Here is a 13,313-nt window from a genome sequence, read left to right on the forward strand (position 1 = left end):
AACTAATTGAAAGTAGGAATTAATTAAAATAATAATATTTTGAAAACTAAAATTTTACTCATTTTTTCAAAAATAAATATCATCTGTTTTGTAATTTTATTCTCACTTTTTTATTCTCAAGAAAAAAGTACTCAAAAATGGGACAAGGGTATTGTATTTGGACCAAACGTTTCCTACTTTTCCAGAGAATTGGTAAATTTCTCGTTTGGGTTTAAAATTGGATATTTTATGAAATCTAATCTTAACAAGGAATTAACTATACATCTTGAAGGTAACTACTCATATAAAAGTGCAAATATTTCTGCTACTTATAGTATTTTTGATGAAAACAATAATTTAGTAGATATTTTTGGAGTAAGACCCATTGCACAAATGGGAAGTATTGATATCCCGATAATGCTTAAATACAAAATTTACAAAAAGTTTTTTATTGAGGCAGGCCCTCAAATTTCATTCTTGTTGCATTCTGATTTTAGGGATAAATATAAGAACGTTTTATTTCCTAAAAATCTTTTCACAAAAACGCAATTGTATGGAAACGTTGGCGCAGGTTATAATATAAATACCAAACTTTCAGTTGATATTTTATATGAAATTGGTTTATCAAACAGTTCAAAAACTTTGAATACAAAGACTAATACTTTTGGATTAAACCTATATTACAAATTGTGATACCATTGCATATTAAAACATTCTACCCTGTCAAATTTTAAAAACTTGGCAGGGTTTTATTTTGGCATAATTTCATAAAAAAAAATCACAAAGCACTATTTTCCAAATTCCCCAAACTTTCCGTAACTTTGGTTTCTATGGAACTTAATACTGAAAAAGTCATTTCGAAAGACATTTTACAACAGGCTTTTCACCACATGATGCTTGCGAAAGCCACCGCAGATATTTATGAGGAAAATAGAAATATTTGCAAATATGTCCATTCCACTTCTCGTGGGCATGAAGCCGTTCAATTAGCGACGGCATATCAGTTAAAAAAAGATGATTGGGTAAGTCCGTATTACCGCGATGAAGCGATGCTTTTGGGAATGGGATTTTCACCTTATGAATTAATGCTTCAACTTTTAGCCAAAAAAGACGACAGGTTTTCCGGCGGGCGTTCTTACTATTCTCATCCGTCAAATTTAGAAGAAAATTTTCCTAAAATAATTCACCAAAGTTCCGCAACCGGAATGCAGGCGATTCCCACGACAGGCGTTGCGCAGGGTTTAAAATATTTAAAAGAATTTAATTTAAAACAGTTTGATGAAAACCTTGTCGTCGTTTGCAGTTTGGGCGATAATTCTGTAACGGAAGGTGAAGTTTCCGAAGCCTTTCAGTTTGCGGCTTTGCATCAATTGCCGATCATTTATTTGGTTCAGGACAATGAATGGGGAATTTCCGTAAAAAAAGAAGAAGCCAGAACTTCTGACGCTTACGATTTCGCCGCAGGATTTGTAGGTTTAGAAAGAATGAAATTCAACGGAACTGATTTCGTGGAAAGTTTTACCCAAATGAAACAGGCTTTTGATTTTGTGCGTTCCGAACAAAAACCTTTGTTGGTTTGCGCCAGAACAGTTTTAATTGGCCATCACACTTCTGGCGTTCGTCGGGAATTTTACCGTGATGAAGCCGATTTAGAAAAACACAGAAGCGAAGATCCGGGAATTATTTTAAAAAATTATTTACTTAATGAAGGTTTTAACGAGAATCAATTAAATGAAATTGAAAGAGAAGCCCGAAGAATCGTAGAAAAAGATTTTGAAAAAGCCGTTTCGGCGCCAGAACCTGAAGAAAATTCTGTAGAAGATTTTGTATTTGTTCCCACACCCATTTTAGAAGAAACCGGAACCAGAGTTCCTGCCAATACAAAAGAAAAAATTGTAATGGTCGATGCGGCGATTCACGCCATTCAAGAGATTATGTACAAACATCCTGAAGCATTGCTTTACGGACAAGACGTTGGTGAAAGAATTGGTGGCGTTTTCCGCGAAACTGTGACTTTAGGTAAAAAATTTGGCGATAAACGTGTTTTTAATACGGCGATCCAAGAAGCCTATATTATTGGTTCTACGGTTGGAATGAGCGCAGTTGGCTTAAAACCAATCGTGGAAGTCCAGTTTGCAGATTATATTTATCCGGGAATAAATCAATTAATTACAGAAATTTCAAAATCATCTTATTTAAGTTGTGGTAAATTTCCAGTTTCAAATATTATCCGTGTTCCAACGGGCGCTTACGGCGGCGGCGGACCATATCACAGCGGTTGTGTTGAAAGTATTTTAGCAAATATTAAAGGAATTAAAATTGCCTTTCCTTCAAACGCGGCAGATTTTAAAGGACTTTTAAAAGCCGCCTATTACGATCCAAATCCCGTGATAATGCTGGAACATAAAGGTTTGTACTGGTCGAAAGTTCCTGGAACGGAAGATGCAAAAACCATCGAACCTGCGGAAGATTACATTTTACCTTTCGGGAAAGCCAATAAAATTTTAGAAGCAGATAATTCTGAAATTCAAAAAGGCAGAACAATGGTCATCATCACTTATGGAATGGGCGTTTATTGGGCAAAAGCAGCGGCAAAAAACCATAAAGGAAAAGTAGAAATCATCGACTTGCGAACTTTAATTCCTTTGGATGAAGACTTGGTTTATGAAAGTGTAAAAAAACACGGCAAATGTCTAGTTTTAACGGAAGAAACTTTACAAAACTCTTTTGCGGAAGGCTTTGCAGCGAGGATTTCCAAAGAATGTTTTAAATTTTTGGATGCGCCAGTTGAAACTTTAGGTTCTTTAAATTTACCAGCCGTTCCAATTAATTTAATTTTAGAAAAAGAAATGCTTCCAAATGCAGAAAAAGTGTCGGCGAAAATTGGGGAAATTTTGGCTTATTAGATTTCATTATTTAGTCAAAAAATAGAGAAATAATTTTCTATTTCATTCTTTCTAAATATTTGTCATAAATAATTCTCGCCACAGGTTTATTTTCTATTTTACTTTCCAAATAAGAAATAATATCTAAATATAAGAAAGCCCGTCGCTCAAAAGGATGTGCTTCATAAACCTTTAATTTCTTATGAAAATCTATAAAACTTTGCTTTATGTTATGCGGGTAAACATTTTGTAATTCTCTTATAAATTTTATCATTTCTTTTTGTACTTCATGCAAATCGTTCATTTTTATCAAAAAACGATAGGTGCTTTTTAGCAAAAATTCCAAATCATCGTCTAAACCCGCTTCATAGTGCGCCAAAATATTTAAAACACGTGCAAAACAGAGCAAATCTTCACGCATCGCTAAGGTTTTATTAGAAATTATTTTGTTCAAATAGTAAATACTTTCCTTGTTATTTCCCGCGCCAAAATGCAAACTGGCAAATTTGAAATAGAAAATCATTTTATGATGCTCGTCTATTTTAGAACTGTAATTTTTAAAATTAGATTCAATTTTTGGAATTAATACCAAACCTTCCTGAAAACTTCCATCAATAAAATGCTGATTAATACGATGAAAATTAAGGTATAAAAATTTCAAGGCTTCTACATTTTCATCTTTTGGAAAACTGTTTTCAGAAACTTGTACTTCAAATTGATGCAGTGCATTTTGAAATTTTACTTTATTTTGAAGAAAAAATAAAGTTTCCAAATGATAGTTGCTACCTTTCAGAAAAAAAACGGGATTTAAAACAATCATATTGGGGTTTTGATGAAATAAATCAACCCATTTCGCTGCATATTTATAACTATTTAAGAAATCTTGAAGTATAAAATTATACCACAAAAAAGCGTTGTAAACCCATAATTTTTCACGAAAACCCAAATTTTTTATTTCATATTTAGGTAGTCTATCCTCCAAATATGCTGTTATCTTATCACTTTCTTCTTTGTTTTTTACATAGCCCGATTTTAAAATAATGCTGTATAATTGAAGCGATAAATTAGATAATTTGCTAGAAATGACATTTAACTGGCTTAATTCTTTTGCCTGAACGGATAATTCATCTGCTCTGGAAGCAATACTTCTGGTGATGTATTGGGATTCTATTACTTTTTCGAGTTCTACAATTTCATACGCCATATTTTTTTCCTCATATTCCATCGCTGTTTCTTTGGCTTTATCTAAAATTTTTAAACTTTGTTTGTAAAGTCCTTTGTGATATAAAATTGAAGCAAAATCTAACTGCTCGCGGAGAACAGAGCGGATGTTTTTATGTAAAGGTGTTAATCTTAAACTAATTAAAATTTGTTTGTACAAATGTGCTTTTACATTGGCTAATTGCTGCTTTTTCACCAAGGCACTTTTCAAAATATCTTTTTCGTTGTAAGAATTAGCCTTATCTAAAAAATTAAAAAGATTGAGATAAATGGAATCTGAATTCACGTCTAAACGGCCAACAAATAATTTAAATTGGCGCTTTTCAGATTTGTTTAAGGACTTTATTAGAGAAAAAAGAAAATCTTTTTGGTCGTTTGCTATCACACGAAAATTATTTTAAATCATTCATTATCAACGTTTTAAAAATTCAAAATAATTTTGAACATCGTAAAACATTGTTCAAATATAAACATAAAAAAAATTCTAAATGTAATTTCGTTTGAGAAAATAAAAATATACACAATCCAATGGCTAAAACACCTATTCAAATATTTGATACCACGTTGAGAGATGGCGAACAAGTGCCCGGCTGCAAATTAAATACGTCGCAAAAATTAATAATTGCAAAACAACTTGATTTGCTGGGAGTTGATGTAATAGAAGCAGGTTTCCCCGTGTCTAGCCCCGGCGATTTCGAATCTGTGATGAAAATTTCTAAAATAGTAGAAAATGCCACAGTTTGTGCTTTAACCCGCGCCGTAGAAAATGACATAAAAGTAGCAGCAGAAGCGCTAGTGAATGCAAAAAAACCGAGGATTCACACAGGAATTGGCACTTCTGATTCACATATTAAATTCAAATTTAATTCCACGCGAGAAGAAGTTTTAAAACGCGCTTTTTCTGCGGTTAAATATGCAAAATCCTTTGTAGAAGATGTAGAATTTTATGCTGAAGACGCGGGCAGAACTGATAATGAGTATTTAGCAAGAGTCTGCGAAGTAGCCATAAAAGCGGGCGCAACTGTTCTAAACATTCCAGATACCACAGGTTATTGCTTGCCAAGTGAATATGGCGCAAAAATAAAATATTTAATGGAGAATGTAAAAGACATTGAAAAGGCCATTTTATCTTGCCATTGCCACAATGATTTAGGTTTGGCAACAGCAAATTCCATTGAAGGTGTAATAAATGGCGCGCGCCAGATAGAATGCACCATCAACGGCATTGGTGAACGTGCAGGAAATACTTCTTTGGAAGAAGTCGTCATGATTTTAAAACAACATCCTTATTTAGATTTAGACACCAATATTAATACGCAAATGCTATACGGAATGAGCCAGTTAGTTTCCGACAGTATGGGCGTTTACGTGCAACCGAATAAAGCAATTGTTGGTTCTAATGCTTTTGCGCACAGTTCAGGAATTCACCAAGATGGAATGATAAAAAATAAATCTACTTACGAAATTATTGATCCTAAAGATGTGGGCGTCACAGATTCTGCTATTATTTTAACGGCGAGAAGTGGCCGCGCGGCTTTAGCATACAGAGCAAAAAATATAGGTTATGAACTAACAAAATTACAGTTAGACGTGGTTTATGCTAATTTTTTAGTTTTTGCAGATCTAAAAAAAGAAATCAATGATGATGACATCCATCAAATTATTGAAAAAAGCAGTATTTATGAACAATTAATTTCAAAATAATGGCAAAAACACTATTTGATAAAGTTTGGGACGCACATGTCGTAGATGCCATAGAAAATGGCCCACAGATTTTATATATCGATAAACATTTAATACACGAAGTTACTAGCCCACAAGCTTTTAATGAATTAAAACAAAGAAATATACCAGTTTTTAGACCTGATCAAATTGTTGCAACAGCGGATCATAACACACCGACGTTAAACCAACATTTGCCGATAAAAGATGAACTTTCTAGAAATCAATTAGAACAACTTTCTAAAAATTGTGCAGAAAACAACATCACATTGTATGAACTTGGGCACAAATATAATGGCATTGTACACGTAATTGCGCCAGAATTGGGAATTACACAACCGGGAATGACCATCGTTTGCGGCGATAGCCATACTTCTACTCATGGCGCTTTTGGAACAATTGCTTTTGGAATCGGAACCAGCCAAGTGGCGCAAGTTTTCGCTAGCCAAAGTTTACTTTTAACAAAACCAAAAAGTTTAAGAGTAAACGTTAATGGAAAACTGAATAAAGGCGTTTTACCAAAAGACGTTATTCTCTACATTATTTCGCAAGTTGGAACCAATGCGGGAACAGGATATTTCTGTGAATATGCGGGCGATGTTTTTGAAAATATGTCTATGGAAGGGCGAATGACAGTCTGCAACATGAGTATAGAAATGGGCGCACGCGGCGGAATGATTGCACCAGATGAAACCACTTTTAACTACATTAAAGGAAGAGAATTTGCACCAAAAGGCGAAGAATTCGACAAAAAAGTAGCCTATTGGAAAACACTTCCTTCAGATAAAGAAGCAAAATTTGACAAAGAATATACTTTCAAAGCAGAGGATATTGAGCCGATGATCACCTTTGGCACAAACCCAGGAATGGGAATGAGTGTTTCTGAAACAATACCGAAAACAAATGACACATCTTTTGAAAAATCTTTAGATTATATGGGCTTCAAAAAAGGGGAAAGCCTAATAAATAAACCTATAAATTATGTTTTTTTAGGTAGTTGTACCAATTCTAGAATTGAAGATTTTCGAGAAGCTGCAAAATATATTAAAGGAAAGAAAAAAGCTGAAAATGTAACGGCGTGGTTAGTGCCGGGAAGCAAGCAAGTGGAGGCGCAAATCATTGATGAAGGACTTAAATCTATTTTTGAAGATGCAGGTTTTGAACTTCGGCAGCCCGGCTGCTCTGCATGTTTGGCGATGAACGAAGATAAAATTCCGCAAGGTGAATATTGCGTTTCTACCTCTAACAGAAATTTTGAAGGAAGACAAGGGCAAGGCGCTAAAACTATTTTAGCAAGTCCATTAATGGCCGCCGCAACCGCAATAGAAGGAAAAATCATCAATATTTCACAGCAATTAAATTAATATGCAAAAGTTTACAAAATTAGTTTCGACGGCAATTCCGTTTGATATAGAAAATGTAGATACAGACCAAATAATTCCAGCGCGTTTCCTAAAAGCAACCGACAGAGAAGGCTTTGGAGACAATGTTTTTAGAGACTGGCGTTTTGATAAAAATGGCAATATTAACCCAGATTTTATCCTAAATAACAGCACTTATTCTGGAAGCATTTTAGTGGCAGGAAATAACTTTGGCTGTGGTTCTAGCCGTGAACATGCAGCTTGGGCACTTTCGGGTTTTGGTTTTCAAGTAATAGTTTCTAGTTTTTTTGCAGATATTTTTAAAGGAAACGCTTTAAATAATGGTTTGCTTCCAGTTCAAGTTTCGCCAGAATTTTTAAAAATTTTATTAGCGAAAATTACTGAAAAACCAGATACAAAAGTTATTGTAAATCTGGAGCAGCAAATGATTTCTATCTATGAAACAGATTTTAAAGAATCTTTTGAAATCGATGCCTACAAAAAAACTTGCATGATTAATGGCTACGATGACATCGATTATCTCTTAAGCAAAAAAGAAAGCATTGAAGCATTTGAAAAACAAAAAACATATTAGAAAAAAAATAATTTTATGAATTTAAATATCGCGGTTTTAGCAGGAGACGGAATTGGGCCGGAAGTTACTGCACAGTCTATTAAAGTTTTAAATGCAATTGCATCACAATTTAATCACAAATTTGTTTTTAAAAACGCAGTTGTGGGAGCAATAGCAATTGATCAAACAGGGAATCCCTTGCCAGATGAAACTTTGGAAATTTGTAAAACCACTGATGCTATTTTATTTGGCGCTATCGGTGATCCAAAATATGACAATGATCCTTCTGCAAAAGTGCGACCAGAACAAGGCTTGCTAAAACTTAGAAAAGAATTGGGTTTGTTTGCAAACATTCGGCCGGTAAAGGCCTATGAAACGTTGATAGAAAATTCTCCGTTAAAAAGAAATATTATAGAAAAAACTGATATTAGCATCTATCGGGAATTGACAGGCGGCATTTATTTTGGTAAAAAACAGACAAGTGAAGATGGCAATACTGCCTCAGATTTATGTGAATATTCTAGGTTTGAAATTGAACGCATTACGCATTTAGCCTTTAAAGCCGCACAAAATAGAAGAAAAAAACTAACTTTAGTAGATAAAGCAAATGTGCTAGAAAGTTCTCGTTTGTGGAGAAAAGTGGTCACAGAAATCTCTCAGCAATACGAAGATGTCGCCTTAGATTTTCTTTTTGTAGATAATGCTGCAATGCAGATGATTTTAAATCCAAAACAATTTGATGTAATTCTAACAGAAAATATGTTTGGTGATATTATTAGCGATGAAGCCAGCGTTATCGGCGGTTCCATCGGTTTACTTGCCTCTGCCTCTATTGGAGAAAAATATGTGATGTTCGAACCAATACACGGTTCTTACCCACAAGCAAAAGGCAAAGGAATTGCAAATCCATTGGCTTCAATATTATCGGCGGCACTTCTCTTAGAACATTTTGGTTTATATGATGAAGCCATTGTCATAAATAAAGCTGTTGAAGATTCTTTAAAGTATGAAATAACTACTGAAGATTTAAATAAAAGCGAAAATAAAATATCTACGGATAATGTGGGCGATTTTATCACAGATTATATTTACAACAGATTAGATTCCGACATGAATTACACCAACATTAATTTAGGACAATCCACCATCATCTAAATTTTAAAAATTTTTACGCAATTAACATAAAAAATGAACGCAAAACTTAACCCATATTACAATGAAAACACCATCATATTTGTTGATGGTGAATTTAAAAAAGCCTCAGAAGCAACTATCGACTTATATTCTCAAACCATGCATTACGGCTACGGTGTTTTTGAAGGAATAAGAGTCTATAAAACCGAAAATGGCCCAAAGATTTTCAAAGCAGAAGAACATTACGAAAGATTACTTAAATCAGCGGAATTAATTCATATTCCATTTACTTATTCTGTAGAAGAATTAGTGGAAAAAACATATCAACTTTTAAAAATTAATAACCTTGAAAGCGCTTATATAAGACCGCTGATTTTTTGTGGTCCCAACATGGGAATTAGTAAAGCAAATGAAGTGTCTATAATGATTTGCGCATGGGAATGGGGCGCATATTTGGGAGATAAATTAATCAGTTTATACCAATCTTCTTTTTGCCGTCCTCATCCAAGATCAACGAAAATTGAGGCAAAAGTTTGTGGACATTATGTAAATTCAATTCTCGCATCAATTGAAGCAAAAGATAAGGGTTTTGATGAAGCATTGCTTTTAGATTGTGATGGCTATTTAGCAGAAGCACCTGGCGCCAATTTATTTTTTGAAAAAGATGGCCAATTATTTACACCACAAACAGGAAATATACTTCCTGGAATTACCAGAGCAACTATTTTTGATTTATGCAAAGAATTAAACATTACTGTGAGTGAAGGTGCTTACAAACCAGAAATGTTAGAAAACGCAGATTCTGCATTTTTTTGCGGAACTGCCGCTGAAGTAGTTGGCATTAAATCCTTTAATTCTAAAGTTTTTCCGCTCGAGTGGCAAGATAGTCTTGGCAAAAAATTACAAACCGCTTATTTAAATTTAGTTTTAGAAAAAGAACTACTAGCTCAAATATAATTACATGGAACTTAATAAATACAGCAAAACTGTTACCCAAGATCCCACGCAACCCGCCGCGCAAGCCATGCTTTACGGTATTGGTTTAGATGACAAGCAATTAAGTCAACCTTTTATTGGGATTGCTTCAATGGGATATGACGGAAATACTTGTAATATGCATCTCAATCATTTGGCTGCTTTGGTTAAAAAAGAGATCAATGAAAACGATATGGTAGGCTTAATTTTCAATACAATTGGAATAAGTGATGGCATTACCAACGGAACTGATGGAATGAGATATTCTCTTGTAAGCAGAGAAATAATTGCTGATAGCATAGAAAGCGTTGTGGACGGTCATTATTACGATGCTGTGGTTGCAATTCCGGGTTGTGATAAAAATATGCCGGGTTCTATTATGGCGATGGGCAGATTAAATCGACCTTCAATAATGGTTTACGGTGGAACAATTGCACCAGGGAAATATCAAGGAAAAGATTTAAATATCGTTTCAGCTTTCGAAGCTTTGGGAGAAAAAATTGCAGGCACCATTTCAGAGGAAGATTTCAAAGGAATAATTAAAAATTCTTGCCCAGGCGCAGGTGCTTGCGGCGGAATGTACACGGCAAACACAATGGCAATCGCTATTGAAGCACTCGGTATGAGTCTTCCCTACTCTAGTTCTAATCCTGCGGTTTCATTTGAAAAAATTAAAGAGTGTGAAGAAGTTTCGCACTACATTAAACTATTATTAGAAAAAAATATTTGTCCAAAAGACATTATGACTTTCGAGGCTTTTGAAAATGCGATTACGACTTTAATTGCTCTTGGTGGCAGTACCAATGCCGTTTTGCATATTATTGCCATGGCAAAAAGCGTGGGTGTGAAAATTACCCAAGACGATTTCCAGAGAATAAGTGAAAAAACACCATTAATTGCAGATTTTAAACCCGGTGGAAATTATTTAATGCAAAATCTTCACGAAGAAGGCGGTGTTCCTTTGGTTTTAAAATATCTTTTTTCTAAAGGAATGCTTCACGGAGATTGCATCACCGTAACCGGAAAAACCTTAGCCGAAAATTTAGAAAATGTTGATGAAATTGATTTTGAAAATCAAAATATCATTAGACCTCTTGAAAATCCAATTAAAAAAACGGGACATCTCCAGATTTTATACGGAAATCTTGCTACGAAAGGTTCGGTCGCAAAAATCACAGGCAAAGAGGGCGAAAAATTCACGGGTCCTGCCAAAGTTTTTGACGGTGAAAAAGAATTAATAAAAGGAATAGAAAATAAAAAAATACAAGCTGGTGATGTTGTAGTCATTAGATATGTTGGTCCAAAAGGTGGCCCCGGAATGCCAGAAATGCTAAAACCAACTTCAGCAATTATTGGTGCAGGCTTGGGGAAAAGTGTGGCATTAATTACAGACGGAAGATTTAGTGGCGGCACGCACGGCTTTGTGGTCGGCCATATTTCTCCGGAAGCCTACGATGGCGGCACTATCGCTTTGGTAAAAGATGGCGATATTATAGAATTAGACGCAGTCAACAATTCAATAAATCTAGCAATTTCTGATTTGGAACTGGAAAATAGGAGAAAAACCTTTCAGCAACCAAAACCAAAAGTGACTAGTGGCGTTTTATACAAATATTTAAAATTGGTTACGGATGCTTCAGAAGGCTGTGTAACAGATGAAAATTAAATTTGCTAAAATATTATGGAAGCAATAAAAGAAAAATTAAATGAACCTTTAATAGAAAAGTTTCACAGTACATCTGGCAGTCTCGCAGTGATTGATGCCTTACTTTCAGAAGATGTAACAACAGTTTTTGGGTATCCTGGTGGTGCAATAATGCCGATATACGATGCGCTTTTTGACTTTGAAAAATCACTCAAGCACATTTTGGTTCGCCATGAGCAAGGAGCAATTCACGCAGCACAAGGATTCGCAAGAGTGAGCGGCCAAACTGGTGTTGTATTTGCCACTAGCGGACCAGGCGCGACTAATTTGGTGACAGGTTTAGCCGATGCACAAATAGATTCTACGCCATTGGTATGCATTACAGGTCAAGTTTTTGCCCATCTTTTAGGGACAGATGCATTTCAAGAAACGGATATTATTAATATCACAATGCCCGTTACAAAATGGAATTACCAAATAACGGATGCCAATGAAATCCCTGAAATTTTAGCAAAAGCCTTTTATATCGCAAGATCTGGCAGACCAGGTCCTGTCTTGGTAGATATTACAAAAAATGCACAACTGCAAATGTTTGATTACAAAGGTTATAGAAAATGTATTCATATCAGAAGTTACCGCCCAGAACCAATTATTAGAAATGAATATATAGAGCAAGCAGCGGCAATTATTAATAATGCTAAAAAACCCTTCATCGTTTTTGGTCAAGGCGTTATTTTAGGAAATGCAGAAAAAGAATTTTTAAATTTTATAGAAAAAACTGGAATTCCCACCGCCTGGACTATCATGGGAATGAGCGCCATCCCAACCAATCATCAATTAGGAGTTGGTATGGTTGGAATGCACGGAAATTATGCGCCCAATTATTTTACCAATGAATGTGATGTTTTAATAGCCATCGGAATGCGCTTTGACGACCGTGTGACGGGAAGATTGGATAAATATGCAAAACAAGCAAAAATCATTCATCTCGATATTGACCCTGCAGAAATTGATAAAAATGTAAAAACCACGGTAGGCGTTTGGGGAAACTGTAAAGAAACACTGCCTCTTTTAACGAAATTAGTTGATGAAAAAACACATGCAGATTGGTTTGCAATGTTCAAAGAAAAAGAAAAAATAGAAACAGACAAACTTATTTCAAAAGAACTGAACCCAACAGAAGGCGAACTTAATATGGGTGAAGTTATCAATATTTTAAATGAATTAACCGCAGGCGAAGCTGTAATTGTCACAGATGTTGGCCAACATCAAATGGTGGCTTGCAGATACTCAAAACAAAATTTATCCAGAAGTAATATTACGAGCGGCGGTTTGGGAACTATGGGATTTGCAATTCCTGCGGCAATAGGAGCAAAATTTGGCGCGCCAGAAAGACAAATAGTTGCGATAATGGGCGATGGCGGCGCACAAATGAATCTTCAAGAATTAGGAACAATAATGCAATTTAAACCCAATGTGAAAATTATTATTTTAAATAATAGTTTTCTCGGAATGGTGAGACAGTGGCAAGAATTATTTCACAAAAGAAGGTATTCGTTTACAGATATTCAAAGTCCAAATTTTGTAAAAGTAGCAGAAGCTTACGGCATCAAAGGAAAGCAAATTTCTGAGCGCGAAGACTTAAGATCAAGTTTAAAAGAAATGTTAGACGCGCCTGAATCTTATCTTTTAGAAATCGCTGTGAAGCATGAAGACAACGTATTCCCGATGGTTCCGCAGGGAAAAGGCGTTTCCGAAATAGTTTTAAGCAAAGAAGAAATTTAAAATAATACCGCTATTAATAGTTGATTAAATTT

At 34.9% G+C, this 13,313-nt stretch carries 10 protein-coding genes; 9 read left to right on the forward strand and 1 reads right to left on the reverse strand.

The features are described 5' to 3' along the window. Nucleotides 1–39 precede the first annotated feature (39 nt). Complete coding sequence (locus C4S29_RS12685) at nucleotides 40–672, forward strand: porin family protein (RefSeq protein ID WP_159969857.1); 633 nt, start codon at nucleotides 40–42, stop codon at nucleotides 670–672. A 137-nt stretch (nucleotides 673–809) separates the two neighbouring features. After that, nucleotides 810–2,885: an alpha-ketoacid dehydrogenase subunit alpha/beta gene (locus C4S29_RS12690; RefSeq protein ID WP_103914475.1), complete on the forward strand. Its 2,076-nt coding sequence runs from the start codon at nucleotides 810–812 to the stop codon at nucleotides 2,883–2,885. A 37-nt stretch (nucleotides 2,886–2,922) separates the two neighbouring features. Here C4S29_RS12690 and C4S29_RS12695 read toward each other — a convergent pair whose 3' ends face one another. Then, entirely contained in the window at nucleotides 2,923–4,467 is a 1,545-nt protein-coding gene (locus C4S29_RS12695; RefSeq protein ID WP_103914656.1) for a hypothetical protein, read from the reverse strand. 146 nt (nucleotides 4,468–4,613) lie between these two features. Between C4S29_RS12695 and C4S29_RS12700 the strand changes: the two genes are divergently transcribed. The 7 genes from C4S29_RS12700 to ilvB are packed head-to-tail and all read left to right on the forward strand — an operon-like array spanning nucleotide 4,614 to nucleotide 13,281. Further along, nucleotides 4,614–5,789: a 2-isopropylmalate synthase gene (locus C4S29_RS12700; protein ID WP_103914476.1), complete on the forward strand. Its 1,176-nt coding sequence runs from the start codon at nucleotides 4,614–4,616 to the stop codon at nucleotides 5,787–5,789. Next, the gene (gene leuC, locus C4S29_RS12705) at nucleotides 5,789–7,171 is read left to right on the forward strand and encodes a 3-isopropylmalate dehydratase large subunit (protein WP_103914477.1); all 1,383 of its coding nucleotides are present in this window, start codon (nucleotides 5,789–5,791) and stop codon (nucleotides 7,169–7,171) included. The genes C4S29_RS12700 and leuC overlap by 1 nt, the downstream gene beginning before the upstream one ends. A gap of 1 nt (nucleotide 7,172) precedes the next feature. Beyond that, nucleotides 7,173–7,763 (forward strand): 3-isopropylmalate dehydratase small subunit, encoded by a 591-nt coding sequence (gene leuD, locus C4S29_RS12710; RefSeq protein ID WP_103914478.1) that lies wholly within the window; start codon nucleotides 7,173–7,175, stop codon nucleotides 7,761–7,763. 15 nt (nucleotides 7,764–7,778) lie between these two features. Beyond that, nucleotides 7,779–8,897: a 3-isopropylmalate dehydrogenase gene (leuB, locus tag C4S29_RS12715; RefSeq protein WP_103914479.1), complete on the forward strand. Its 1,119-nt coding sequence runs from the start codon at nucleotides 7,779–7,781 to the stop codon at nucleotides 8,895–8,897. A gap of 33 nt (nucleotides 8,898–8,930) precedes the next feature. Then, nucleotides 8,931–9,833, forward strand: coding sequence for a branched-chain amino acid transaminase (locus tag C4S29_RS12720; RefSeq protein ID WP_103914480.1), 903 nt, complete (start codon nucleotides 8,931–8,933; stop codon nucleotides 9,831–9,833). Nucleotides 9,834–9,837: 4 nt separating this feature from the next. Continuing rightward, complete coding sequence (gene ilvD / locus C4S29_RS12725) at nucleotides 9,838–11,517, forward strand: dihydroxy-acid dehydratase (protein WP_103914481.1); 1,680 nt, start codon at nucleotides 9,838–9,840, stop codon at nucleotides 11,515–11,517. Nucleotides 11,518–11,532: 15 nt separating this feature from the next. Beyond that, a complete protein-coding gene (gene ilvB / locus C4S29_RS12730) occupies nucleotides 11,533–13,281 on the forward strand; it encodes a biosynthetic-type acetolactate synthase large subunit (protein WP_103914482.1) in 1,749 nt (582 codons plus the stop codon). Nucleotides 13,282–13,313: the final 32 nt, after the last annotated feature.

Source organism: Halpernia humi (assembly GCF_900108025.1).
Taxonomy (GTDB): Bacteria; Bacteroidota; Bacteroidia; order Flavobacteriales; family Weeksellaceae; genus Halpernia; species Halpernia humi.